Origin of the sequence: Pantoea sp. NGS-ED-1003, from assembly GCF_000738765.1 — a bacterium.
In the GTDB taxonomy this organism is placed as follows: Bacteria; Pseudomonadota; Gammaproteobacteria; order Enterobacterales; family Enterobacteriaceae; genus Pantoea; species Pantoea septica.
The window spans coordinates 387269-412196 of sequence record NZ_JPQA01000002.1 but is presented as its reverse complement, the minus strand read 5'-3'; the positions used below and the strand labels follow the sequence as shown (position 1 = coordinate 412196).

General features: G+C 59.5%; 19 protein-coding genes. 10 read left to right on the top strand and 9 right to left on the bottom strand.

Going from position 1 to position 24928, the window contains the following annotated elements; translation table 11 throughout:
* The first annotated feature begins 6 nt into the window (after window positions 1-6).
* Entirely contained in the window at window positions 7-2703 is a 2697-nt protein-coding gene (locus tag JS46_RS05420) for a response regulator (protein WP_051905575.1), read from the top strand.
* Complete coding sequence (locus JS46_RS05415) at window positions 2700-4898, top strand: glycoside hydrolase family 2 protein (protein WP_033748752.1); 2199 nt, start codon at window positions 2700-2702, stop codon at window positions 4896-4898. The genes JS46_RS05420 and JS46_RS05415 overlap by 4 nt, the downstream gene beginning before the upstream one ends.
* Here JS46_RS05415 and JS46_RS05410 read toward each other — a convergent pair.
* Window positions 4871-5806, bottom strand: a complete 936-nt coding sequence (locus JS46_RS05410; protein ID WP_051905574.1) for a LysR substrate-binding domain-containing protein — start codon at window positions 5804-5806, stop codon at window positions 4871-4873. The two genes, JS46_RS05415 and JS46_RS05410, sit on opposite strands and share 28 nt — an antisense overlap.
* A 98-nt stretch (window positions 5807-5904) precedes the next feature.
* On the opposite strand from JS46_RS05410, the gene JS46_RS05405 reads away from it, so the two are divergent.
* Window positions 5905-6672, top strand: coding sequence for a 2OG-Fe(II) oxygenase (locus JS46_RS05405; RefSeq protein ID WP_033748749.1), 768 nt, complete (start codon window positions 5905-5907; stop codon window positions 6670-6672).
* Here the strand turns inward: JS46_RS05405 and JS46_RS05400 are convergent.
* Together JS46_RS05400 and JS46_RS05395 are read right to left on the bottom strand one after the other, a co-directional pair.
* A complete protein-coding gene (locus tag JS46_RS05400) occupies window positions 6657-7745 on the bottom strand; it encodes a DUF2817 domain-containing protein (protein WP_033748748.1) in 1089 nt (362 codons plus the stop codon). The two genes, JS46_RS05405 and JS46_RS05400, sit on opposite strands and share 16 nt — an antisense overlap.
* 73 nt (window positions 7746-7818) lie before the next feature.
* Entirely contained in the window at window positions 7819-8589 is a 771-nt protein-coding gene (locus tag JS46_RS05395) for a transporter substrate-binding domain-containing protein (RefSeq protein ID WP_033748747.1), read from the bottom strand.
* A 407-nt stretch (window positions 8590-8996) separates the two neighbouring features.
* Here JS46_RS05395 and JS46_RS05390 point away from each other — a divergent pair, with 407 nt between their 5' ends.
* Window positions 8997-9980: a DUF1852 domain-containing protein gene (locus JS46_RS05390; RefSeq protein ID WP_033748745.1), complete on the top strand. Its 984-nt coding sequence runs from the start codon at window positions 8997-8999 to the stop codon at window positions 9978-9980.
* 26 nt (window positions 9981-10006) lie between these two features.
* The gene (locus tag JS46_RS05385) at window positions 10007-11038 is read left to right on the top strand and encodes a methionine synthase (RefSeq protein ID WP_033748743.1); all 1032 of its coding nucleotides are present in this window, start codon (window positions 10007-10009) and stop codon (window positions 11036-11038) included.
* Between the two features lie 226 nt (window positions 11039-11264).
* Here the strand turns inward: JS46_RS05385 and JS46_RS05380 are convergent, their stop codons facing one another.
* Window positions 11265-12473, bottom strand: coding sequence for an MFS transporter (locus JS46_RS05380; protein ID WP_051905573.1), 1209 nt, complete (start codon window positions 12471-12473; stop codon window positions 11265-11267).
* A gap of 125 nt (window positions 12474-12598) precedes the next feature.
* Between JS46_RS05380 and JS46_RS05375 the strand changes: the two genes are divergently transcribed.
* Window positions 12599-13072, top strand: a complete 474-nt coding sequence (locus JS46_RS05375) for a helix-turn-helix domain-containing protein (RefSeq protein WP_033748741.1) — start codon at window positions 12599-12601, stop codon at window positions 13070-13072.
* 20 nt (window positions 13073-13092) lie between these two features.
* Here JS46_RS05375 and JS46_RS05370 read toward each other — a convergent pair whose 3' ends face one another.
* Window positions 13093-13392: a hypothetical protein gene (locus tag JS46_RS05370; RefSeq protein WP_033748739.1), complete on the bottom strand. Its 300-nt coding sequence runs from the start codon at window positions 13390-13392 to the stop codon at window positions 13093-13095.
* A 121-nt stretch (window positions 13393-13513) separates the two neighbouring features.
* Between JS46_RS05370 and yajD the strand changes: the two genes are divergently transcribed.
* Window positions 13514-13861, top strand: a complete 348-nt coding sequence (gene yajD, locus JS46_RS05365) for an HNH nuclease YajD (RefSeq protein ID WP_033748738.1) — start codon at window positions 13514-13516, stop codon at window positions 13859-13861.
* A 67-nt stretch (window positions 13862-13928) separates the two neighbouring features.
* Here yajD and JS46_RS05360 read toward each other — a convergent pair whose 3' ends face one another.
* Together JS46_RS05360 and JS46_RS05355 are read right to left on the bottom strand one after the other, a co-directional pair.
* Window positions 13929-14219, bottom strand: coding sequence for a hypothetical protein (locus JS46_RS05360; protein WP_033748737.1), 291 nt, complete (start codon window positions 14217-14219; stop codon window positions 13929-13931).
* A 229-nt stretch (window positions 14220-14448) separates the two neighbouring features.
* Window positions 14449-16101 carry a methyl-accepting chemotaxis protein gene (locus JS46_RS05355; RefSeq protein ID WP_033748735.1) on the bottom strand — a complete coding sequence of 551 codons (1653 nt, stop codon included), beginning with the start codon at window positions 16099-16101 and terminating at the stop codon, window positions 14449-14451.
* Between the two features lie 229 nt (window positions 16102-16330).
* On the opposite strand from JS46_RS05355, the gene JS46_RS05350 reads away from it, so the two are divergent.
* Complete coding sequence (locus tag JS46_RS05350) at window positions 16331-18910, top strand: EAL domain-containing protein (RefSeq protein WP_051905572.1); 2580 nt, start codon at window positions 16331-16333, stop codon at window positions 18908-18910.
* Between the two features lie 3 nt (window positions 18911-18913).
* On the opposite strand, the gene JS46_RS05345 is transcribed toward JS46_RS05350, so the two are convergent.
* Entirely contained in the window at window positions 18914-20461 is a 1548-nt protein-coding gene (locus JS46_RS05345; protein WP_033748734.1) for a sensor domain-containing diguanylate cyclase, read from the bottom strand.
* Between the two features lie 343 nt (window positions 20462-20804).
* On the opposite strand from JS46_RS05345, the gene JS46_RS05340 reads away from it, so the two are divergent.
* Together JS46_RS05340 and JS46_RS05335 are read left to right on the top strand one after the other, a co-directional pair.
* The gene (locus JS46_RS05340) at window positions 20805-21563 is read left to right on the top strand and encodes a MerR family transcriptional regulator (RefSeq protein ID WP_033748733.1); all 759 of its coding nucleotides are present in this window, start codon (window positions 20805-20807) and stop codon (window positions 21561-21563) included.
* Window positions 21564-21658: 95 nt separating this feature from the next.
* Window positions 21659-22531, top strand: a complete 873-nt coding sequence (locus JS46_RS05335; RefSeq protein ID WP_033748731.1) for an aldo/keto reductase family oxidoreductase — start codon at window positions 21659-21661, stop codon at window positions 22529-22531.
* Between the two features lie 28 nt (window positions 22532-22559).
* Here JS46_RS05335 and JS46_RS05330 read toward each other — a convergent pair whose 3' ends face one another.
* Window positions 22560-24884 carry an FdhF/YdeP family oxidoreductase gene (locus tag JS46_RS05330; protein ID WP_033748729.1) on the bottom strand — a complete coding sequence of 775 codons (2325 nt, stop codon included), beginning with the start codon at window positions 24882-24884 and terminating at the stop codon, window positions 22560-22562.
* Between the last annotated feature and the right edge of the window lie 44 nt (window positions 24885-24928).

Here is a 24928-nt window from a genome sequence, read left to right as displayed (position 1 = left end):
GGCGTGATGCCTGAAAGCCAGCTTCCTAAAGCGCTCGATTCGCTGCGCGCGGCGGTACTGATGTATGACGACCAGGAGCGCCTGATCGCCTTCAATAATCAGGTGGTGCGCTTCTATCCCGGCATAGAAGCGCGCATTCGCCTGGGCATCACGCTGACGCAGCTGGCGGAAGATTTTATCGCCTCCGCCTATATGACAGAAAATCAGCAGAGCCGGCAGGCGATGATTGAGAATCTGGTCAGCCGCTGCCGCCTGGATAACCACAGCGAAATGCGCCGCATCGGCAACCGGCAGGTCTTTGTGCAGCACAACCGCACGCCGGAAGGCGGCATCGTCAGCCTGCATATCGATATCACGGGTTTCGAACCGATCAGCGAATCGCGCAACCAGCTGCACGCCGACTTCGTGCTGGCGGCGGAATCTACCCAGATCGGCATCTGGGACTGGCAGCAGCAAAAAGATCTGCTGCAGGTCAACGACGCGCTGCTCAATATGCTGGGCTACCCGCGCGAGACCTGGCACTACAGCGCCAGCTTCCTTGATACGCTGCTGCATCCCGACGACCGCGAGCCGCTGCAACAGCTCTTCTCCAGCGCCAGCAACCAGCAGCTGCCGGTGTTCGAAAGCGAGATCCGTCTGTTACACCGTAACGGAAACTACCGCTGGATGCTGCTTTCCGGCCAGGTGGCAAGCGTGACCGTCAGCGGCGAAACCGCACGCGTCATCGGCACGCTGCAGGACATCACCAAACGCAAAGAGGCGGAGCAGCTTTCGCTGCAGGCGCTGGCTGCCGCGCGGGCCGCGAACGAGGCGAAGAGTATTTTCCTTGCCAATATGAGCCACGAAATCCGCACGCCGATGAACGGCATTCTCGGCATGACCCAGCTCTGCCTGGATACTCAGCTCACCGCTGAGCAGCGCGAGTATATGACGCTGGTTTACCACTCGGCCCATACGCTGCTGCGCGTTATCAACGATATTCTCGATTACTCCAAGATTGAAGCGGGCAAGATCGAACTGGACGAGGAGGAGTTCCAGCTGCGCGGCTTTCTGCATGCGCTGATGCGGCCGCTGATGCCTACCGCCTCGGAAAAGAACGTCGAGCTGCTGGTTAACGTCGCGCCCGACGTGCCCGATCTGCTGACGGCGGACAGCGTGCGGCTGCGGCAGGTGTTGACTAACCTGGCGAGCAATGCGCTGAAGTTCACCCCATCCGGCGAGGTCGAGCTCTCCGTGCGGCGCGACGAGCAGACCAACAGGCTGCGCTTCCAGGTGCGCGACACCGGTATCGGCATTCCCGCTGACAAGCAGCAGCTGATTTTTGAATCCTTCAGCCAGGCGGATACCTCGACGACGCGCAAATATGGCGGCACCGGACTGGGGCTGACCATTTCGGCGCGGCTGGTAGAGATTCTGGGCGGCGAGCTGCGCGTGCAGAGCGAACCAGGTAAAGGCAGCGTATTCAGCTTTAGCCTGCCCGCGCCGCATCAGCCCGTCAGCGACGCCCTGAAAACCTCGCCGCGCTTCGGCAGCGTGCCGGTGCTGGTGGTGGACGATAACGCCACCAACCGCCATATCATGAGCGATATGCTGCGCAATATGGGCCTGCTGCCGAGCCTGGCGGCCAGCGCCGACGAGGCGCTGGCGATTCTACAGGCGCATCCTGGCTTCTCGCTGATCCTGCTGGATGCGCAGATGCCCGATAAAGACGGCATGACGCTGGCGCAGGAGATCAAAGCGACGCCCGTGCTGGCTGACAGCCAGATCATTATGCTCAGTTCGATGAGCCGCGTGATGGACGCCGATCAGCTCGCCCGCATCGGCGTGAACTACTTTCTCGGCAAGCCTGTGGACCAGCGCGAGCTGTATGACGTCATCAGGCAGGCGCTGGCGCTGCAGCCGACCAGCGCCGTCGCGCCTCTGTCGCCGCTGCGCGAGCTTGCCGCCAGCGCGGAGCGGCCGCTGCGCATTCTGCTGGCGGAAGATAACCTGGTGAACCAGAAGCTGGCCGCGCATTTCCTGACGCGGCTCGGCCACCAGTTCGCCATCGTCGGCAACGGCCTTGAAGCGCTGGAGCAGCTGGATAAAGCGAGCTGGGATCTGATCCTGATGGATTTGCAGATGCCTGAACTGGATGGCGAGCAGGCGACGCGCCTGATCCGCGAGCGCGAAGCGAGCCGTCCCGGCCGGGCGCATCAGCGCATTATCGCTATGACCGCGCACGCCATGAAGGGCGATAAAGAATTTTGCCTGCAGCACGGCTTCGACGGCTATCTGTCGAAGCCGGTCAGCCTGGAATCGCTGAACGACGAGATCCTGCGCGTGGTCACGCTGCCGACGCCAGCGCAGCCCGTCGCGCCCTCGCCGCCGCCCGATCGGCAGACGCTGGCGACGCGGCTTGGTCTGGATGACGCGCTGCTGAGCGAGCTGCTGGCGCTGTTCGCCACCGGCCTGCCGGAGATGATCGCCCAGCTGAAAAGCGCGCTCTGCGAACAGGATATGACGCGTATACGCCGCCTGGCGCACAAGCTGCGCGGTGAAGCCTCGACCTTTGGCTTCGACGCCTTCACGCGCTATCTCCAGGCGCTGGAGGAGTCAGCCCGCGATGAGGCGCAGCTGGATAGCGCCGCACTGACAACCGAACTCGAGCAGCAGTCGGATGCGCTCTTTACTCAACTTCGCCACCTGCAGGAGAAGCTATGATGCGTTACGCCCTGGCGCTGAGCGTCTTGATTTGCGCGCCGCTGTACGCCGCGCCGCTTCCGCCGCCGGAGAGCTGGTCGCTGGCGGGAGAGTGGCGCGCCCACGACGCCAACGACGCCGATTTTGTCGGCTGGCGCGGCAGCGATCGGACGTGGCGCAAGCTGCGGGTGCCGGCAAACTGGTACAGCGCCGGCTGGGATCATCAGGGCGCGCTCTGGTATCGCACCGAATTCTCCCTGCGCAAGCCGGCGGCCGATCGGCTGGCGACGCTGGAGTTCGACGGCGTAGATTACTTTGCCGACGTCTGGCTCAACGGCAAGAAACTGGCGCGGCATGAAGGCTATTTTCAGCGCTTCGCCGTCGATATTACCGACAGCCTGAGGCGCTATAACCGGCTGGCGGTGCGCGTCGACAGCCCGTTCGAAGATCCGCAAAAGAACTGGCCGCTGCGCAAAAACCTGATGAAAGGCATTCTGAATCAGCACGACTCCCGGCCTGGGGGCGCCTGGTCGCCGCAGGGACAGGACGCAAACTCCGGCGGCATCTGGTCGCCGGTGAGATTACGCCTCAGTCGCAGCGTGGCGATTGATAACGTGATCCTCAGACCAGACTGGTCGCAGGGACTGACGCAGCCGCGCCTGCGCGTTGAATTCGTCTATCGCGCCCCGGCGGCGAAAGCGGCGACGCTGGACCTCACCGCGCGGCCCGATAATTTCAGCGGCGAGACCTATCGCCTCTCGCAGGCCGTGGCGCTGCAGCCGAGCGGCGACGCAGCGCAGCGCATTGCCGTCACGCTGCCGATGCCGAAGGCGCAGCTCTGGTGGCCGAAGGGCTACGGCAAGCCTGCGCTCTATCAGGTCGAGGTGAAACTGCGCGACGACCAGGGCGTTCTCGACCAGCGCAGCAGCCGCACCGGACTGCGTCAGGTTATTGAGCAGGCGCAAAATCAGGGCTGGCTGGTTAACGGCCAGCGCCTGTTTATTCGCGGCACCAACTACATCGGATCGCCCTGGCTCAGCACCATGAACAAGGCGCGCTACGCGCGCGATTTCGATATGGTGGAGCGAATGAACGCCAACGCCATTCGCGTGCATGGTCATGTGGCCAGCCGCGCGCTCTACCAGGCGGCGGACGAGCGCGGGCTGATGATCTGGCAGGATGTGCCGCTGCAGTGGGGCTATAACGATACGGCCGCCTTCGCCGACAACGCGGTCAGGCAGACGCAGGAGATGGTGGAGCAGTTCGGCAACTCGCCTGCCGTGGTGGTCTGGGGCGGACAAAACGAACCGCCATTCAACTCGCCGTGGATGGGCAAGCGCTTTCCCGACTGGCATAAGGATCTCAACCGCAATCTGATGCAGCGCGTCGCCGATACGCTGGCGCAGGACACCAGCCGCATTGTGCATCCCTTCTCCGCCGTGGAAGAGCACTACTGGGCAGGCTGGTATTTCGGCTCGCTGGCGAACCTGCTGGAGCCGGCGAAAACCGCCACCATCACCGAGTTCGGCGCTCAGGCGCTGCCCCGACTCGCCACGCTGCGCACCTTTATTCCGCGCAGCGAGCTCTGGCCTGCCACTACCCAGCCAGGCGATCCGAAGTGGGTGCGCTGGAAGTATCATAATTTTCAGCCTATCCAGACCTTCCAGAACGCGAAAATTTCACGCGGCGACACTATTCAGAGTTTTATCGCCAATACCCAGCGCTATCAGGCGCAGCTGGTCGCTATCGCTGCGGAAAGCTACCGGCGTCAGCGGTTTCAGCCGGTCACCGCGCTGTTTCAGTTTATGTTCGTGGAAACCTGGCCCTCCGCAAACTGGGGCGTCGTCGATTATCTGCGCCAGCCGAAAGCGGGTTATTTCGCGATGCAGCGCGCCTATCAGCCGCTGCTGCCGTCGATAGAGCCCAACAGGCTCGACTGGAAAGTCGGTCAGACCGGACAAATCAACCTGTGGACCATCAACGATTTGCCGGTCGCTTACCACGGCAGCCAGCTTGAGTGGCGCATCGTCCAGGGCGACAGCGTGCTGGCGCAGGGCAAGCAGCCGGTCGATATCGCCGCTGACAGCGGTAAAAAAGTGGTGGAGCTGCCGGTGACACCGTCACGCACAGGAGCGCTGCGCGTAACGACGCGCATTGTCGATAGCGGCAATAAAACCCTGGCGCGTAATCAGATGGAGTTTGGCGTGACGCCGTAAACCGCAGGTTCTGCCGCGAGTCGGGCGAGCCACGCGATTACGGCTTCGCTGCCCGGCTGGCTGCGCGAGCGCTGCGGCCAGGCGAGATAATAGGCTTTGCTGAGCGGCAGGCTGAGCGCATCAATCGCCACCAGATCGCCGCGCGCCAGCTCCGCGGCGATCAGCCGTTTCTGCCCTAACAGCAAACCTGCGCCGGCGACCGCGGCGTCAATCGCCAGCGAGGTCAGGTTAAAGCTGAGCGATGGCTGAGCCGCCGGCGTTGCCGCGCCTCTGGCCTGCAGCCAGCTACGCCAGTCCGGCAGAAACCGCCCCTCATTACCCCAGTCGAGATGAATTAACGGCGCCTGTTCCAGCGCGCGCGCCAGCGGATAGCGCTGAAGCAGCAACGGGCTGGCGACGGGCACCACCTCATCTACAAACAGGCGCTGCTTCTCGAGCTGCGGATAGCGATCCTCGCCGAAACAGATCACGAAATCCGCCGGCGTGGCGTTGAAGTCCACCTGCGCGTGGGTGCCGTGCAGCGAGAGATCGATATCGGGACAGCGTTCGCGCCACTGCATAATGTTGGGCAACAGCCACTTTGAGGCGAGCGCCGGCAGCGCATAGAGCGTCAGCTTCGGCATTAGGGCGACGTGCCGCAGGTTCTGCTGCCCAAGATGCAAAATATCGAAGGCTTCCGTCACGTAGCGCAGGTATTCTTTGCCGGTTTCGGTGAGCATGACGCCGCTCTGCGTGCGCACGAAAAGCGCGCTGCCGAGCTGCTCCTCTAACTGACGGATTTGCTGGCTTACCGCAGCGGGCGTCAGCGCCAGCTGGGCGGCCGCTTTCGCCAGGCTGCCCAGCTCCGCAGCAACCTTGAACGACTGAATAACGCTGATTTTAGGCAAACGCGGCGACTGGGCGGGCATTAATCTTTCCTTAACAGGTCGTTAAATAACTATCGTTATGCACCAACATATCAGCAGGTTACAGTTTTCATCCACCTGCTATGATGAGAACCGCTGCGATGGACTTGATCCGTTTCGATTTACACCCGCTCGCCGACGCCCGCTGGCGGCGCGATTGCCGCGAACAGCTCAACCAGCACGGCGCGCTGGTGCTGCGTCAGTTTTTACAGCCCGCCGCGCTGCAGGCGATCGTTGCCGAGGGCGAGGCGCAGCGCCATCTTGCTTTTCACACCGTCAGCAAGCACAACGTCTATCTGATGAAACCCGACGCGGCCTATAGCGCCGATCATCCGCGCAATCGCGATGTGAACAGCACCAAAGGCTGTATTACCGACGACCTGATCGGTGCCGAGTCGCCGCTGCGCCAGCTCTACAACGACGCGCTGTTTAAAGCGTTCCTGTGCGATGTGCTGGGAGAAAGCGCGCTCTATCCCTATGCCGATCCGCTCTCCTCCATCAACCTGCACTACGCGCCCGACGGCCAGGAACTCGGCTGGCACTTTGACAACTCCTCTTTCGCCATCACCCTGCTGGTGCAGAAGCCGCGCGGCGGCGGCCTGTTCCAGTATGTGAGGGATCTGCGCGACGCCGATGCCGGCGAGATGAACTTCGACGGCGTGGCCGAGGTGCTGGATCAGCGCCGGCCGGTGGAGGCGCTGGAGATCGACCCCGGCGATCTGGTGCTGTTTCGCGGCCGCAATTCGCTGCACCGGGTAACGCCGACCGAAGGTGATATCACGCGTATGCTGGCCGTGCTGGCTTACAATACCGAGCCGGGCGTGGCGCTCTCCGAGACGGCGCGCATGACCTTTTACGGACGGCTGTGATCCAGGTCGAGTAAGCCGTTCCACCCCCGCGTGAAAATCTGCTGGGTGCGAAAGGCCACCAGATCGCGCCAGTCGCGGTCTGATGGCCAAAACCCTTCCACCAGCCGTTGTTTGACGGCATGCCCTGCCTCGCTGGCCGCATCGCCCTGCAGGTGCAGCCAGTGATCGTCGCGCACGCGGCGATGCATCTCTTCGCCGGGAAAGGTGCCGCACTCCACCACCAGCGGCAAAATATGCGTATCGGGCAAGGCGTCCAGCAGGAACTGCGAAAGATAGCCCGTGGCGGTGGCGGTTACGCCGGTGTCGCTCTCTCGTCCGGCGCCGGTGAACAACAGGGTCAGCCATTCGCCGTAGAGCGTTTTTCCCCACTGATGTGCGGCGACGGGCCGTTCGGCGATCGAGAGCAGTATCGGATGTCCCCACGCGCCCGCGCCGGTATGCAAATCGAAGCTGAGGAGGGTCGTCGCGCGCGCGAGATGATGTTCAACGATCGTTTGCAGGGTGCGATAAGACCAGCTGGGCTGCGCACCGCCATAAAACAGGCCGTCGGCAAAATGATACTGCCCCGCTTCCACCACCGGCTTTATCGCGCCCCAGCCCGCGCCGTCGAGGGCCGCCTGCAGCAGCCGATCGGCCTGAGCGCGTTCGCCGTGGTAAAAATGGTGATATTCGGCATAGGCCGCATTAGCGGGCGGCGTCTGGGCGAAGTCGATAAAGTTCCGATTGAGATCGACGTTGTCTTCATTGACGCGCCGCAAATGCGCCGCTCCCCAAGGGTTAAGCAGATGCAGCAGCACGATCGCGGTATCGTCGGGCAAGGCGGTGAGATGAAAGCGATTGAGCCATGCAATCTGGCTGTCGGAGCCGTAATAGCCCTCTACGCCGTGAGTGCCGGAGATAATCAGCATCAGGTTAGCGGCCTGGGGATCGCCCAGCACCGCGACATCGGTAAAAAGCGCTTCGCCCTGCGGGCCGGGCAGCGGATGCCGATAAGAGGTCAGAACGCCATTCTGGCGCTCGACGGCGGCGACAAAACGGGCGCGTTGGGAAGCGTAATGCGGCAGATCGGACATGGGATTTCCTGTGACGGGCAGCGGCGGGTCGCCCCTTAACCGGCCAGCGGCTGAGGGCGACGCGCACCGCTGCTTATGGGTAAACCTTAAAGGCGAAATACTTTTTCGCCAGCCGGTCGTAGGTGCCGTTAGCGTGCAGCTGCGCCAGCGCGTCGTTGATCAGCTTGAGATTCGCGGCGTCGCCCTTGCGCAGGCCAATGCCGACGCCGTTGCCGAGCAGTTCTTTATCGACCAGCGTCGCCTGAATCGCGTAATTTTTGCCTTCGGGCGTATTGAGGAAACCCTGAGCCGCCGACACCGCGTTCGCCAGCGAAGCGTCAAGGCGACCAGCCACCAGATCCGGGTAGATCTCCATCTGGTTCGGGTAGGAAACGATATTGACGCCCTGCGCCGCCCACTTCGCTTTGGCGTAGGTCTCCTGAATCGTTCCCTGCGCCACGCCGACAGACTTGCCGCGCAGCGTGCCGATATCGTCGGTCAGCGCGCTGTTCTTCGGCGTCAGCAGCGCGCTCGGCGTGTTGTAGATCATTGCGCTGAAGTCGACCTGCTCGCGGCGTTTTTCCGTCATCGACATCGCCGAAAGGATCGCATCGAACTTCTTCGCCTGTAGCGCGGGGATGCTGCTGTCAAAGCCGATCTGCACCCACTGGCACGTCACCTTCGCCTGCGCGCAGATGGCGTTGCCCAGCTCGATATCAAAACCCTGCAGCGAGCCATCGCTGGCTTTGGATTCAAACGGCGGGAAGGTCGGATCGACGCCAAAGCGCAGCGTCTGTTCGGCCAGCGAAAGCTGGCTAAACGCGCCCAGCGACAGCAGTAAAGCGAAGGACAGACTCTTTTTCATTATTCTCTCCAGCAGGCGGGCAAGGATAAAACGTCATCCAGAGTTAATACCATGACGGACGACCGGCCACCACCGAAAACGCGGGTTGATCGAGAGTTAATTCTTATAGTTGTTAATACGTTAGCGAATTTATCCGCCCCGTTAAGTTTTGCTTAACGCCTGCTTTTTTTATTCCGGGCTTGCTCTGCCCACCGCATGAGGGCAAAGGCGATCATGAAAAAAGCTCATGTTCGTTGAATTTATATCACTTTTCGTTGATTCCCGACTCAGGCATAAAAGATACATGGATGTTAAGTATTGGTAACGCGAAAAGTTGTGAACGAGATAGCAGCTTAACAAATCGGGATATCCTGAAAAGAAAGAATTAACGCCAGATTGTCCATCACGAATTAGGATGCCAGATTAAAATGACGCAACCCTTCAACTTTACGATTAAAACTCTTCGTTTCGACGAAAATTATAATCCTTCGGAAAATACGCGCATCACCACCAACTTTGCCAATTTGGCCCGAGGCGACAAACGCCAGCAGAATCTGCGCAACGCGCTGGCGATGATTGACAACCGTTTCAATTCGCTGGCGCAATGGGATAACCCGAACAGCGATCGCTATGCCGTCGAAGTCGATATTATTTCTGCTGAAATGATTATCGAGACGGAAGGCCGCCGCGCCACTTTTCCGGTAATTGAAATATTAAGACCTAATATCATCGACCGCAAAACCAGCCAGCGTATCGAAGGTATTCCAGGCAATAACTTCTCTTCTTACGTGCGCGATTACGATTTCAGCGTACGGCTCAATGAGCACAATAGAAATAAAGCGGAATTCACCATTCCTGAGGATTTCGGCGATCTGCACGGCGCCATCTTCAGAGGTTTCGTTGCGTCGGCGGCTTATAAAGAGTGCTTTCAAAAGTCGCCGGTTATCTGCCTGAGCGTTTCCAGCAAAAACGTTTACCACCGAACCAATAATCACCACCCGGTGCTGGGCGTCGAATATCAGCAGGATCAGCCCTCTTTAACCGACCGCTACTTTGCCAAAATGGGGCTGCAGGTGCGCTATTTTATGCCGCTTAATAGCGTCGCGCCGCTGGCGTTCTACTTTAGCGGCGACCTGCTGGCGGACTACACCAACCTTGAGCTGATTGGCACTATCAGCACCATGGAGACGTTCCAGAAGATTTACCGGCCTGAAATCTATAACGCCAATTCAGCGGCGGGAAAACGTTATCAGCCAGACCTGAATCATCAGGATTACTCTTTAACGCGCATTGTTTACGACCGCGAAGAACGTAGCCAGCTGGCCGTTGAGCAGGGTAAGTTCACCGAAGAGAACTTTATTAAACCCTACCAGACGATGCTTGAACAATGGGTTGCGCATTCCGTTCTTTGATTATTTAACCGACAGGGTCACGCTTGATGAAAAAGTTATTACCAACCTCTACCGCCGGCAGCTTACCTAAACCTTCCTGGCTGGCACAGCCTGAGGTGCTCTGGTCGCCCTGGAAATTGCAGGATCGAGAATTAGTCGACGGCAAGCTAGACGCCCTGCGTTTATGCCTGGCGGATCAGCTGCAGGCCGGCATCGATATCGTCAGCGATGGCGAGCAAACGCGGCAGCATTTCGTCACCACCTTTATTGAGCACCTGAGCGGCGTCGATTTTGAAAAGCGCGAAATCGTGAAAATTCGCGATCGCTACGACGCCAGCGTGCCGACCGTGGTCGGTGAAGTGAGCCGTCAAAAGCCGGTTTTCGTCGAGGATGCGAAATTCTTACGTCAGCAGACCAGCCAGCCCATCAAATGGGCGCTGCCTGGCCCGATGACGATGATCGATACGCTTTACGATAGCCACTATAAGAGCCGCGAAAAGCTGGCGTGGAAGTTCGCCGAAATTCTCAACCAGGAAGCTAAAGAACTTGAGGCGGCCGGCGTCGATATTATCCAGTTCGATGAGCCTGCCTTTAACGTTTTCTTTGATGAAGTGAACGACTGGGGAATCGCGACGCTGGAGCGGGCTATTGAAGGTCTGAAGTGCGAAACGGCGGTGCATATTTGCTACGGCTACGGCATCAAAGCTAATACCGACTGGAAAAAGACGCTGGGAACGGAATGGCGTCAGTATGAAGAGATCTTCCCGAAGCTGCAGAAATCGAATATCGATATCGTGTCGCTCGAATGTCAGAACTCGCGCGTGCCGATGGATCTGATTGAGCTGATTCGCGACAAAAAAGTAATGGTGGGCGCCATCGACGTGGCGACCAACACCGTCGAGACGCCGGAAGAGGTGGCCAGCACCCTGCGCAAGGCGCTGCAGTTTGTCGACGCCGATAAGCTCTATCCCTGCACCAACTGCGGCATGATCCCGCTGCCTCGCCACGTGGCGAACGGCAAGCTCAATGCGCTGAGCGCGGGCGCGGAGATTGTCAGAAGAGAGCTGCTGGCGAAGTAACGTCGGGACGAGCGCTACGTGAAAATGCAGCCCGATCAGGTAGCGCCTGATCGGGCTGAAATCCAGCCTCAACCCATGAGAGATATGCAGACGCAGCCACTCATCCCTTATCGCGCTCAGCCATACATAACTGAAAATAATTTTCCCCTCTGCATCCATTCGCCCTTCTCGCACGTATATCCCTTTATGAGTAACCTTATTGCTCCTTAAACGAGGATATATACTTTCAGGATTCATGCAGCCTGGCCCACAAAACAAAGGCGCAGAGGCTTACCAACGCGCCAGCCAGACAGACCGACTGCCATCCCCACAGTGCATAGAGCTGGGTGGCGACGAAGGCGCCCAGCGCGCTGCCCACTGAGTAAAAGCCCATATAGGCGCCGACAAGACGGCTGGCCTCGGCAGGCCGGGCGGCAATGATCGCGCTCTGATTAATCACATGAACTGTCTGCACGGCAAAATCGAGCGCAATGATGCCCATAACCAGCCATAGCAGCGATATTTCAGCACCGGCAATAGGCAACCATGAGAGCGTCAGCAACGCCAGCGCGGCGCCGGTTGCGCGCCGACCTCTGCCGCTGTCTGCCCATCCTCCAGCTCGCGACGCTGCCAGCGCGCCCGCTACGCCCGCGAAACCAAACAGTCCGATCTGCGTATGGGAAAGCGACATAGCGGTGAGCGGCATGACCATCGTGGTCCACAGCATGCTGAAAGCGGCAAAGATCAGCAGCGCGAAAATTCCGCGCGTCCTGAGCTGCGGTTCTGTGGCATAGAGGCGGAAAAAAGCGCCCATCAGCGTAGCATAGCGGGGCCGCTCCGCCGGTTGCGGGGTCGCGGGCATAAGCCTGGCCAGCACCAGGGCGATCGCCAGCATCAGGCAGGCGGAAAGCCAATAGAGCGCGCGCCAGCCGGCAAGGTCGGCGATCGCCCCTGAGATAAAGCGAGCCAGCAGGATCCCTAACACGATGCCGCTGGTGACGGTGCCGACAACCTTGCCACGCTGCTGGGGATCGGCCAGCACCGCGGCCCACGCCACCACTAACTGCACTACCACCGCCATCAGGCCGACCAGCAGCATCGCGCCCAGCAGGATCGGCAGATTTGGCGCCAGCCCGACCAGTGCTAAAGCCAGCGCCGAGAATAGCAGCAGCGCAATAACTAACATTTTGCGGTTCATCCAGTCACCGAGCGGCACCAGAAAGAGCAAGCCGATCAGGTAGCCGGTTTGCGTCAGGGTGACGACGCTGCCGATAAGGCCGGGTGCCAAATTGAGGCTAGCAGCCATGGATTCAAGCAGAGGTTGTGCGGCGTAGACGTTCGCCACCGCCAGGGCGCAGGTAAGCGAGAATAAAAAGGTTATCCAGGGCGAAAGTATCGGGTGAGTCTGTGCGGGCGTTATCGCAACTTCTGGATTTGTGTCTGCCTTAATCTGCATAGGCTCTCTTCTGGTTTCTTTTTGAAACTACCTAGTCGACAGAATCTACCGTGGTGGTTTTTTTTTGCAACCTCTTTTGCGACGGATTATGCTGGCGTCATCAGAAGCGAGCGGAGAGTTAACAGATGGCGAAACAGGAATCACTCAAGACCAGCGAATGCCCCATTGCCAGGACGGTTGAGTCGATTGGCGAGCGCTGGTCTCTGATGATCATCCGCGAGGCGTTTGACGACGTGCGCCGGTTCAGCGAGTTTCAGAAAAATTTGGGGCTGGCGAAAAATATTCTGGCGTCCCGGCTAAAACACCTGGTTGATATTGGCGTGTTTGACCTCTGCCCGGCCTCAGACGGCAGCGCCTATAAGGAATATGTTCTGACCGAAAAGGGCGAAACCCTATTCCCGGTGGTGGTGGCAATACGTCAGTGGGGCGAGCGCTATCTGTTTGAACAAGGCGAAACGCACTCGGTTCTGGTGGATAATGCCCATGGCATGCCGGTTGAGCCGCTAGAAGTGCGCTCCTGCGACGGGGCGCGACTGGCGCCGTCCGACTGTCATCGTCGGCGCGTTAGGGCTGGCGAAGAGGAGGATTATCCTCGGTGATACGCGCCGCCGCCTGAACCTTACTCCACGTGCAGGCTAATGCCGAGCCGTTTCGCTTCCATCGTTAAAATCTTCTCTCCCGTTGACAGATTGCCTTCGTGCAGACGGTCAAATAGCTTACCGAAGAGAAAGATGGTCAGGTAATCGGCGTTTGCCGGCGAGTGCTGAGTAAAGTTAATGCCGGCTGCGGCAAACTCCGCATTGGCAGCGGACTCCGTTTCGACGATAACCTCGGCGACCCGTCTGATTAACGCCTCTTCGTGACGCGTCAGCGTCTCCATAATTATCCGCTGTTCTTCTTGCGTGAATGACTGGTCCATCTTATTTTCCTCATTGAATGACGGCATAACAGTTATCATAAAATGAAATCGCTGACTCACGGCTTACATCAATTGCAGCTGGGTTTGCACAGGCAATATTATTTAACAGGTAACAACCACCATGGCTCTGATCCCTAAAAACTACGCGCGGCTGGAAAGCGGCTACCGCGAGAAAGCGCTGAAAATCTATCCGTGGGTATGCGGGCGCTGCGCGCGCGAATTTGTTTATTCGAACCTGCGAGAACTCACCGTCCACCATATCGATCACGACCACACCAATAATCCGGAAGATGGCAGCAACTGGGAGTTGTTGTGCCTCTACTGTCATGACCACGAACACTCAAAGTACACGGAAGCGGACCAGTACGGCACACGGGTGGTAGCGGGTGAGGATGCGCAAAACGATATCGGCGCCGCCACTTATAACCCCTTCGCTGATTTGCAGGCGATGCTCAATAAGAAAAAATAACGCATGCAGGGCAGCCAGCATGCTGGCTGCCCTGCTCGCTCTCGGCCTGCGGCGGAGGAATATCATGCTATTCCAGATGAACGACGCGCAGTCCTGACCAGCATCTCTCGTCCGAACGGGTCACCAGCACCGACGGATTGTCGCTGAATTTGCTGATCAACATCACGATCCGATTCATCAGAAGGGCGATCTTCTCCGTGCCGACATAGATAAATTCGTTGGAGGGAAGCGCATAGGTAAAGCCCCTTTCACATACCACGCTGCGGGAAAAACCATTATCCAGCATCGTGAAAAGTAGCTCGGTGCGCATTTTTTCGGTCTGATCTTTCAATTCGACCCGGATTGTATAGCTAGCCATAGTCATCCTCGATCGTCATGTAATTTAAGATAACTTAAATTATAGCCGCTATTGTTTTGAAAATGTGCATTTAAGATATATCTTATCCAGAGGATAAAGGCGGATGGAGACGCGTCGTCGTGCGGAAAGGTGGGATAAAAGATTGAAACAATCCGGAGGCGAACTCACCATCCGGATGGCTATTGCGTATTAACGGGAACGACCGCAGGCGGCATCCCCGCTTTTGGCGTTAGAAACTCTGCCAGTCCGCTTCGTTAAGCACCGCGACGCGCTGCGGCGCGGGGGTGCGCAGACGCGCAGGCTGTACCGCCGGCGCACGCGGCGCGACAGCCTCGAAGTCGTTACCGACGCGGAATTTGCCGACCAGTTCGGTCAGCGTGCTGGCCTGCTCCTGCAGCGACTGCGCCGCCGCCGACGCCTCTTCCACCAGCGCGGCGTTCTGCTGCGTGACGTCATCCATCTGGTTCACCGCCTGATGCACCTGCGCGATGCCCTGGCTCTGCTCGACTGCGGCAGCGGCGATTTCGCCGACCAGATCGCTCACCTGCCGAATCGCGTCTTTCATCACGTCCATATTGCGCCCTACGTCGCTCGCCTGCGCGGCGCCCGCTTCCGTCAGCTGATGCGAGGCTTCGATCAATGCCTTGATTTCATGGGCGGCGGCGGTAGAACGCTGCGACAGGTTTCTTACCTCGCCCGCTACGACGGCGAAGCCTTTGCCGTGCTCGCCGGCGCGCGCGGCCTCTACCGCGGCGTTGAGCGCCAGGATATTGGTCTGAAATGCGATGCCTTCGATCAGCGAAACAATATCGTTCACCTTGCGCGAGCTGCCGCGAATATTGTCCATCGTCGCCAGCATCGTGGTCAGCGATTCGCCGCTCTTCTCAGAGAGGCTGCTGGCGTTGGCCGCCAGCTGGCTCGCCTGACGGGTATTATCCGCCGTCTGGCGCACCGTCTCGCTCAGTTCGGTCATGCTGGCCGCCGTCTGTTCCAGCGACGCCGCCTGCTGCTCGGTGCGCGAAGAGAGATCTTCGTTGCCTGCGGTAATCTGCACCGATGCGCTGCTGACCGACTGCGACGCCTGATTAACCGAGGCGAGCGCCGAGGCGACGCGCTGCATCAGGTGGTTAAAGGCGCGCGCCATATTGCCAATTTCATCGCGGCGGCTTTCATCAGCGTTCAGCGTCAGGTCAAGACTGTCGCTGGCGCGCGCCATCACGTTGCCCATCGCCGACAGGCTGCGGCGAATGCGCAGAATGGTGACGGTGGAGAAGAGACCGAACAGCACGACGGTGGCAATAACGCCGCCGATGGTGGCCCACAGCACCGTTGTGAACAGGCTGCGGTTGGTATCGCGCAGCTGGTTGCTGATATCGATATTCAGCGTCAGCTGTTTCTGGTAGTCGGCAATCATCTGGCGAATCGCCGCGCCGACCCCCTCATTGCCCTCGATCAGTCCGAGCGTCAAAGTATCCTGGTGCGCATGAGAAGCGGCGATAAACGCCGGCAGGCGATCGTTGATGGCGCGCAGATTCTCATAGGCGAGGTTGGTCAGACGCTTATCTTCGTCGCTGGAGATATCGTTGGCCATGTAGTAGTCGATCTGCGATTTAATCTGCGCCAGGCTATCGCTGATGTTTTTTTCCACATCTACAAACTTCGCGTCTTCGGTCTGGCTCTGGTGCTTGTAGAGCGTAATCGCCAGCTGATTGCCTTCATCAATCATTTTTCCCAGATCTTTAATTGAGGGAATGGCGTTGGCTTGGACATATTCGAAGCGATCCTGAAACCCGGACAGCAGCGAGATAGCCAGTACGGCCTGTAAAATAATCGCGCCAAACAGCAGCGAAAATGCCAACAGCAGGCGTTGGGTAATGTTCATCCTGTTCTCCATAAGGTAAGCGTCCCTGTCCTTATGCGTTCAGGCAGGGTTTAGCCTCCTTATCATCGGCAACGTCCCGCCATTAATTAATTTTATTACCGTGCTTTGACACCTGCCTCAGATTATCGCCATTCCTCTCTACTCAGGCTGTAGTCCATGGCCCAGCTGCCGATAACCGGGAGAGGTATTTGGAATACCCTTTATCGATTCTCTGGCGCGGCGACTAAACATGACGACTTACGCTTTTCATCCCTCATCTGACGGACGCGCGCGCGGCCTGGTCAGAAAACCGATGCTTATAATGCTGGTGCTGCTCGGCCTCTCTTTTTGCGCCGCGCTGACCGCGCTGCTTTGCGTGGCCGACGATCTGAACGATAAAGCGGATCTTCGCAGCGGGCTGCTGCTGGGCAAGGCGTTTGCCAGCCGCGAAGAGAGCATGCGTTTTCACCTTAGCGACAACGCTGAATGGGGCGAAGCCTATAACAACCTGCATCGTACGCTGAACCTCGACTGGGCCTGGCGCAACCAGAATCTGGGCGAATCGCTGTTCAAAACCTTCGGCTACGAGGGCGTATTCGTCATCGCGCCCAATGGCGAAACGCGCTACAGCGTGCTCGACGGCGCGCTGCGCCGCAAGAGCTTTCAGGCGTGGCTGGGGCAGGATGCGCTTAACGCCCTGAAGCAGCGGCTACAGCAGAGCGACGGCAAGGCGATAGCGCGGCTGGTGCGCGTCGGCGACCAGCTGGCGCTACTCGGCGCCGCCTGGATTACCCCCGGCGGCGACCACAGCGTAAAAATGGTCGCGGGCCCGCCTTCGATCATGATTTTTGTCGATCGTCTGACCCCCGCCAAGCTGGCAAGCGCGGGCGCGGAGTATGGCATTAAAAAACTTAGCTACGCCGACGCGCCGCCCGAGGGCACAGGCGAGCATGACCGCTACCTCGCGTCGGCGCTGGGCGGCGTCGTGACGCTGAAGTGGCAGAGCGACGATCCCGGCGGCGCGCTGCTCACCTGGCTGCTGCCGCTGCTGGCGCTGCTGATGTGCGCCACCTTTTTCACCGCCACCATGCTGATGCGCAACGCGCTGCGCAAAGCGCGTCATAGCGACGTCAGCACTTTTCTGCTGGAGCAGAGCCAGCAGGCGCTGGCCGCCAGCGAGCAGCGCTTTCGCGACGTAGCGGAGAGCACCACCGACTGGATCTGGGAAGCGGACGCGCAGCTGCGCTTTACCTGGATCTCCGGCCGTTTTCCCGCCGTCACCGGCTATCACAGCCAGGACTGGCTGCAGCAGCCGCTGCACGATTTTCTGCTCGACGACGCCGACCTGCCGCAGCGGCTGACGCAGCGGGAGCAGCCCGCCGAGCCGCTGACGCTGTTGCGCTGCCGCTACCGATCCGCGCAGCAGCATATTCGCTTCTGCAACCTCACGCTGCGTCCCGTTACCCTGCCGCAGGGGAAAAAGGGCTACCGCGGTACCGCCACCGACGTTACCCTCGAGGTCGAGGCCGAGGCGCGCGTCCGCTATCTCTCGCAGTTCGACGAACTGACCGGGTTACCCAACCGCGCGCAGATGAACGCCTGTCTGGCGGGCAAGCTCAGCGATGCGCTGCATAGCGATTGCCCGCTGGCGGTCATTATGATCGACCTGGATAAGTTTAAGCCGGTGAACGATCTCTACGGCCACGCCGCCGGCGACAGCGTGCTGCACGACGTCTCCCTGCGCTTCAACGCCGTTCTTAAGGATGCCGGGATGACCGCCCGGCTCGGCGGCGACGAGTTTGTGATGATCGTCTCCGGCATTCACAGCCGGGAAGAGATCGGCGAGTTGTGCAGCCATATTATCGACCAGATCAATCTGCCCTTTACCATTAACGGCGGCGACGTCTTTATCGGCGCCAGCCTGGGCATCGCGCTGGCGCCGCAGGATGGCAACAATCCTGGCGATCTGCTGCGCTATGCGGATATCGCCCTCTATAAGGCGAAAAACGCCGGGCGCAACAACTGGGTGTTTTATCAGCGCGACATGGGAGAGAAGATCGTGCAGCGGCGCGAAATGGAGCGCGAACTGCGTGAGGCGATCCACACTAACCAGCTGCGCCTCGCCTGGCAACCGCGCTATGACGTGCGATCCGCGCGCGTCACCGCCGTGGAGGCGCTGGTGCGCTGGCACCACAGGCAGCACGGCGTACTGATGCCCGATCAGTTTATCCCGCTGGCGGAAGAGACCGGGCTGATCGGCGCGCTGAGCGACTGGGTGCTGCTGCGCGCCTGCAAAGATACGCACCGCGACCTGCCGGGCCTGACGGTGTCGGTCAACCTTTCCGCGGTAGAGTTCAGCGATAAAGGCCTGCCGCGGCGTATTCGCGCCGCGCTGGACGCCACCGGCCTGCCGAGCGGTCGGCTGGAGATCGAGGTAACGGAAAACGCCATGCTGCAGGATCCGGAAACCACGCTTGAGGTGATGCAGGCGATCAAAGCGCTGGGCGTGAAGTTTTTAATCGACGACTTCGGCACCGGCTACGCCTCGCTGAACTATCTGCGCAGCTTTCCGTTCGACGGTATCAAGATCGATAAATCGTTCATCTTTCCGCTGAACGACTCCGCGCAGGCGCGGCAGATTGTCGAGAACATGGTCGGACTCGGCAAGGCCTACTCGCTGAGCGTGACCGCAGAAGGGGTCGAAACCGCCTCGCAGATGGAACAGCTTAAACTGATGGAGTGCGACGGTCTGCAGGGCTACTACCTCGGCAAACCTCAGCCGCTGGCGCAGATCGTTGAAACCTACTGCGCCGCGCCGACCTCGCCATAGCGCTCAGGCGCGGCGCCGCGCCTGGTTGCGCCCGCCATGCTTCGCCAGATAAAGCGCTTCGTCCGCCTTCTCGATCAGCGCCTTAGGCTCAGGGCGATCGCTTTCGGGCAGAAAGGTAGCGCATCCCGCGCTCAGCGTGACGTGCGCGGCTATCGAGGAGGAGTCATGGGGAATATTGCGCGCGCTCACCGCCTTCACCGCCGCGGTAGCGATGTTCAGCGCATCCGCCCCTGTGGCGCCAGGTAAAATAATGGCGAACTCTTCGCCGCCGTATCTTGCCACCTTGTCGCCGCTGCGCAGCGTTAGCCCTTTTAGCGCGCTGGCGACCGTTTTCAGACAGGCGTCGCCGGCGACGTGGCCATAGGTATCGTTGTAGCGTTTGAAATAGTCGATATCCATCAGGATTAGCGACAGCTGCTGGCCGTGCTCCGCCGCGTCGAGCAGGCTCTGCTGCAGGAAATGGTCGAACTGACGACGGTTCGCCAGGCCGGTCAGGCCATCGGCGTGCGCCAGGTTCTCCAGTGAGAGGTTCGCCGCCGTCAGCTCGTCGCGCAGGCGGGTCAGCTCCTGCTGATAGCGCAGGCTGCGTCGCGCCTGGCTAAGGATATAGGCGCCAAGCAGCACAATTCCCGCCAGCAGCGCCAAATCGAGGAGCACATCCTCTACCTGTCCTTTAATCCAGTTTCTTAGCAGATTATGTTTATCGTAGCCTGCCGCCACCACCAGCCCGTAACGCTCGGAGCGGGCAAAGCCGAAAATGCGCGCCTGGCCGTCCAGCGCGGCACGCCACTGGCCGCTTCCTTTGTCGGAACTGGCAAGCATCGCCTGGAAAAGGTGGCTGGAGGAGAGGTTTTTGCCGATATAGCTGTCCGGCATTGGCCGCGCGTAGAGTACCGTGCTGTCTGCCAGCATCAGCACCAGCACATCCTGCGGTCCCAGCTCATAGTAGCTGTAGTAGTGACGAAAATAGTCGACGCGGATAGTCGCCAGCAGCACGCCGTCGAAGCCGCCGGAGGCGTCGTTAATTCGCAGCGACACCGGTATCACCAGATCGCCGGTGCTGCGGCTGCGTATCACCGGGCCGATATGCACGCTGTCGCGCGGGTTTATGCGGTGGTAGTGAAAATATTCGCGATCGGCGTTGTTAATACCTTTGGGGATGGTCTGAGCCGAGGTGGCGATCCACTTGCCCTGCGCATTGTAGTAGAACAGCCCATGCAGCTGCGGCAGCCGGCTCGCCAGCTCCTGCATGGTCTGGCTAAGGGCGGCGCCGTTGACGCCGGACGCCATTTCGCTCATTAGCTGATGCTGTACTTCCCGTAGCGACAGCTCCGTCTGTAATATGGTGTCGTCCGCCTGACGCGCCTGAGAAAGAGAAAGGTTTACCGCCATCTGTTCAGACTGAATCAGGGTATCGCGCCAGGCTTCACGCATCGTCCAGAGGTTAAGCCCGGTCACTGCCAGCGTCAGCAGCAGCCCGGCCATCGCAATGCTTCGGGGCAGCGAGCGATTTAACGACATCGCCCGATCGCTTCTCCTTTTACGTCTCATGAACCGCCTTTTTAAATGCATCAGGTAAGTTAAGCATATGTAGCTAGCAGAGGCTGGCAAGTCAGGGCAATCACCAGCAAACTGGCCAGAAAAGACGGAGCACTGTGCGATTTCCAAAAGGGCATTTTAAATAAAATAGTAAAAAGTGCATTTTAAATAAAATATTCACACTTCTTTGCACTATCGCTAACTCGCTAATTCGTATGGAAACCTGGAGTGGTTGAGGCAAACCCCCATTAAAACACTATTTTATGCTGTATCATTTTGGCTGTTACAGGTTCAGACTGTATATTCATCCACTGGACGACGCGGTGGCTATTCGCTCTCCGATTAAGGACAGCACATGATCTACTCCTCTGATACCGTCTGCGCGCTGACAGGCATCGATTCCTTTACACTAAAACGCTGGTACCGCAGTGGATTTATCCACAAAGGTGTCGGTAAAGACCAGTGGTCGGACGCGCAGCTGCAGCAAGTCTTGCTCATGCGAGAGATGACCAGTAACGGCGCAACGATTAGAGAGCTCAAAACGGCGCAGGAAACAGCGAATCCGTTACGTAGCGGCGGCTGGGCCGCACGACGTGGCGATATGCTCTGGCAGCTGGAGTTCGGCAGCGAACGCTCCCTGGCCATTCTGTTGCGCAAGCTCGCCAGCAACTTTGCGGGTGATGATTTCGTTTTACGGCTTCTGCTGCCGCTTAATCAATGGCTGCGCGACGATACGCGTACAGGCGCCTGCGGCCGACTGGCGCGCTTTCATAGCCTGATTGTCGCCCACGCCGGAAGCCTAATCCGAAGCGCTGCACGCACCGCTGCCGTCCCGCTGCTGCTGGAAAACGTCAGCGAAAAAAATCAGACCGAAATCTGGCTGGAAGCCATCAGGCTCAGCGGCCAGGGGTTTTGCGTAGAAATGCAGTCTGCCGACGCGATTAACTCGTCTGCCTCCTCGCATCCTCACCACCTGCTGTGGTGCGGAGCAGGTTTAACGGAGTTTATGCATGAACACTATCTGACGCGCCTGAACAAAGGCGAGTCCGTGCTGCTCTGCGGCCCTGACCGCCGCGTCCATCATCTCTATCCGCAACTGCCCGCGGTCGCCTGAGCGGCCGCCTTCTCTTCTTTCTTTCCCTGCCCTTCCAGCGCGCAATCAGGCCGCAGCGAGTACACTTACTGAGTCCCTTTCATCAGGAGGTTACTATGTCTCAGGTTTTCCTTCGCTATCGTCTTGGCGACGATGAGGTCGGCCGCGTCGGCTACGGCGCGATGCAGCTTGCCGGCCCCGGCGTCTTTGGCCCGCCAAAAGACGAAGCGCGCGCGATACAGGTGCTGCGCGACGCCATCGCCGCCGGCGTGCGTCATATCGACACCAGCGATTTTTACGGCCCGCACCTGACGAATCAGCTGATTAAAAAAGCGCTGCATCCCTACCCGGAAGATTTGATTATCGTCACCAAAGTCGGCGCGCGCCGCGATGAGAAAGGCGGCTGGCTGCCCGCTTTTTCGCCGGACGAGCTGGTCAGCGCGGTAGAAGATAACCTGCGCAACCTCGATCTCGGCGTGCTGGAAGTGGTGAATCTGCGTAGCATGATCAATCCGCAAAAGCCGGCGGAAGGCTCGCTTGAACCGCAGCTTAGGGCGCTGATAGAACTTAAAGAGCAAGGGGTGATCCGCCATATCGGACTGAGCAACGTCACCGCGCGTCAGGTAGAAGAGGCGCAGCAGCTTACCGAGATCGCCTGCGTGCAGAACCTGTATAATCTCGCTAACCGCGAGGATGACGCGCTGATTGACAAGCTCGCCGCCCAGGGCATTCCCTACGTGCCCTTCTTCCCGCTCGGCGGTTTTACGCCGCTGCAGTCTACGCAGCTGACTCAGGTGGCGCAGCAGCTTAACGCCACGCCGATGCAGGTGGCGCTCGCCTGGCTGCTGCAGCGCTCGCCCAATATTCTCCTGATCCCCGGCACCTCATCGCCGGAACATCTGCGCGAAAACCTGGCGGCGGCGCAGCTGACGCTGCCGGATGAGGCGCTGGCGGTGCTGGACGATATCGGCAATAAAAAGGGCCGCTAGCGCGGCCCCTGAATTTACCCACTCCGTTTTACCGCAGCGCGCCTGAGGTTTCTACAGGCGCCTCGCACAGCTCCAGCTCTACCGGGATACTTTTATAGGCCGGAATGCCGCTTTCGGTATCGTGGCTGTCGAGCGGCACCATCACGTTGGCCTCGGGGTAGTAAGCCGCAACCGAACCGGGCGCCATGTCATACACCACCACGGTCAGGTTATCGAGCCGCCGTCCGGTACGGTTGCCCTGCGGATCGAGCGCCACCATATTCACCTTATCGCCAACGCGGAACTGGCGTTTTTCCGCCTCGTCCGCCGCCATAAACAACACGTCGCGTCGGCCGGTGACGCCGCGATAGCGGTCGTTCAGGCCATAAAGCGTGGTGTTGTACTGGTCATGGCTACGCAGCGTTGTCAGCACCAGATCGTGACAGACCAGCGAGCGCGGATCTTCATTGATCCCCTGCATCACCTTGAACTGCGCCTTGCCGCTCGGCGTCAGCCATTTGCGCTGCGCGGCCGCCACCGGCAACCGGAAGCCGCCCGGCGTCAGGATGCGGTTGTTGAAATCGTCGAAGCCGGGGAAAACCGCCTCGATGGCGTCGCGGATAAAGCTGTAGTCGCCCACCATTTTGTCCCAGTCGACGCGCGAGTTGCGCAGCGTGGCTTTCGCCAGCCCGGCCACCAGCGCCGGCTCCGATTTCAGATGTGGCGAGGCGGGTTTCAGCGTGCCGCGCGAGGCGTGCACCATCGACATCGAATCCTCTACCGTCACGCTCTGCTCGCCCGACGCCTGGCGGTCGATTTCGGTGCGGCCCAGCACCGGGAAAAGGTAATTATGCTTGCCGAGCAGCAGGTGCGAGCGGTTAAGCTTGGTGGCCATATGCACCACCAGATCGAGCTTGCGCATCGCCTCGAAAGTCACCTGCGGATCGGAGATGGCCTCCGCCAGGTTGCCGCCCAGGCAGAGCAGCGCTTTGGCTTTACCGTCGCGCATCGCCTGGATCGCCGCCACCGCGCCGTGACCATGCTTCTGCGGCGGCTTAAAGCCAAATACCTTTTCAATATTGTCCAGCATCCACTGCGGCGGAATTTCGGTGATGCCGACGGTGCGATCGCCCTGTACGTTGGAGTGACCGCGTAACGGACAGATGCCCGCGCCGCGCTTGCCGATATTGCCGCGCATCAGCAGCAGGTTGGCGATCTGCTGCACGTTCTGGGTGCCGTACTGGTGCTGGGTAATGCCCATGCCGTAGCAAATAATGGTGCTGTCCGACGCGGCGTACAGATGAGCGATATTTTGAATCTCTTCGAGCGTCATGCCGGAAACTTTCAGAATATGCGGCCATTCGGTCGCCTCAAGATCCGCCTTCAGCGCGGCGAACCCTTCGGTATGTTCGTTGATAAAGCTTTCGTCGATCACGCCCGGCTCGCCCGCCGCCAGCGCTTTTTCATGCATCGACAGCAGAGACTTCATCACGCCCTTCAGCATCGCCGCGTCGCCGCCGACGCGCACTTTGTAATAGGTGGACGCCAGCTGCGTCGAACCCATCGACAGCATCTCAATTGGGCTTTGCGGCGAGGTAAAGCGCTCCAGGCCGCGCTCGCGCAGCGGATTGATCGCCACGATGGTTTTGCCGCGCTTCGAGACGTCGCGCAGCGTCGCCAGCATGCGCGGATGGTTGGTGCCGGGATTGTGGCCGATGCAGAGCACCAGATCGCAGTGATCGAAGTCCTCCAGCTCGACCGTACCCTTGCCTACGCCGATCGACTGCGGCAGGCCGACGCTGGTCGGTTCGTGGCACATATTGGAGCAGTCGGGAAAGTTATTAGTGCCGTATTCGCGCGCGAAGAGCTGCCAGAGAAAGGCGGCTTCGTTAGAGGCGCGGCCGGAGGTATAGAATTCGACGCTGTCGGGATCCTCATAGCTGCGCAGCAGCGCGCCGATCTCGTTGAGCGCCGTCTCCCATTCGATGGGCTGATAGGTATCGCTCGCCGCGTCATATTTCATCGGGTGGGTCAGGCGCCCTTCGCCTTCCAGTTCCAGGGCGTTGCGCTGCCAGAGTTCGCTGACGGTGTGCGCGGCGAAAAACTCCGGCGTGGTGCGTTTGCTGGTCGCTTCCCAGGAAACGGCTTTGGCGCCGTTTTCGCAAAATTCAAACGAGGAGCGGTGCTGCGGATCGGGCCAGGCGCAGCCTGGGCAGTCGAACCCTTCAGGCTGGTTGACCTTGAACAGCGCGATAACATCCTGCTTAACCGACATCTGGCCGCGAATCGCATCCGCTACCGCTTTGAGCGCGCCCCAGCCGCCTGCCGAACCGCCATAAGGCGCAATACCAATATTACTGTTTTGTTTTTTCATACGACGTTGCTCTCCAGTGCTTATCCTTTTTAGCGTAGGCGAGC

Excerpts from the sequence above, each read along its gene's own strand:
- yajD (WP_033748738.1), top strand. The coding sequence starts at position 13,514 with ATGGCTCTGATCCCTAAAAACTACGCGCGGCTGGAAAGCGGCTACCGC.
- JS46_RS05340 (WP_033748733.1), top strand. The coding sequence starts at position 20,805 with ATGATCTACTCCTCTGATACCGTCTGCGCGCTGACAGGCATCGATTCC.
- JS46_RS05330 (WP_033748729.1), bottom strand. The coding sequence starts at position 24,884 with ATGAAAAAACAAAACAGTAATATTGGTATTGCGCCTTATGGCGGTTCG.
- JS46_RS05375 (WP_033748741.1), top strand. The coding sequence starts at position 12,599 with ATGGCGAAACAGGAATCACTCAAGACCAGCGAATGCCCCATTGCCAGG.
- JS46_RS05350 (WP_051905572.1), top strand. The coding sequence starts at position 16,331 with ATGACGACTTACGCTTTTCATCCCTCATCTGACGGACGCGCGCGCGGC.
- JS46_RS05405 (WP_033748749.1), top strand. The coding sequence starts at position 5,905 with ATGGACTTGATCCGTTTCGATTTACACCCGCTCGCCGACGCCCGCTGG.
- JS46_RS05390 (WP_033748745.1), top strand. The coding sequence starts at position 8,997 with ATGACGCAACCCTTCAACTTTACGATTAAAACTCTTCGTTTCGACGAA.
- JS46_RS05335 (WP_033748731.1), top strand. The coding sequence starts at position 21,659 with ATGTCTCAGGTTTTCCTTCGCTATCGTCTTGGCGACGATGAGGTCGGC.
- JS46_RS05385 (WP_033748743.1), top strand. The coding sequence starts at position 10,007 with ATGAAAAAGTTATTACCAACCTCTACCGCCGGCAGCTTACCTAAACCT.
- JS46_RS05380 (WP_051905573.1), bottom strand. The coding sequence starts at position 12,473 with ATGCAGATTAAGGCAGACACAAATCCAGAAGTTGCGATAACGCCCGCA.
- JS46_RS05360 (WP_033748737.1), bottom strand. The coding sequence starts at position 14,219 with ATGGCTAGCTATACAATCCGGGTCGAATTGAAAGATCAGACCGAAAAA.
- JS46_RS05395 (WP_033748747.1), bottom strand. The coding sequence starts at position 8,589 with ATGAAAAAGAGTCTGTCCTTCGCTTTACTGCTGTCGCTGGGCGCGTTT.
- JS46_RS05420 (WP_051905575.1), top strand. The coding sequence starts at position 7 with ATGCCTGAAAGCCAGCTTCCTAAAGCGCTCGATTCGCTGCGCGCGGCG.
- JS46_RS05355 (WP_033748735.1), bottom strand. The coding sequence starts at position 16,101 with ATGAACATTACCCAACGCCTGCTGTTGGCATTTTCGCTGCTGTTTGGC.
- JS46_RS05415 (WP_033748752.1), top strand. The coding sequence starts at position 2,700 with ATGATGCGTTACGCCCTGGCGCTGAGCGTCTTGATTTGCGCGCCGCTG.
- JS46_RS05400 (WP_033748748.1), bottom strand. The coding sequence starts at position 7,745 with ATGTCCGATCTGCCGCATTACGCTTCCCAACGCGCCCGTTTTGTCGCC.
- JS46_RS05345 (WP_033748734.1), bottom strand. The coding sequence starts at position 20,461 with ATGAGACGTAAAAGGAGAAGCGATCGGGCGATGTCGTTAAATCGCTCG.
- JS46_RS05370 (WP_033748739.1), bottom strand. The coding sequence starts at position 13,392 with ATGGACCAGTCATTCACGCAAGAAGAACAGCGGATAATTATGGAGACG.
- JS46_RS05410 (WP_051905574.1), bottom strand. The coding sequence starts at position 5,806 with ATGCCCGCCCAGTCGCCGCGTTTGCCTAAAATCAGCGTTATTCAGTCG.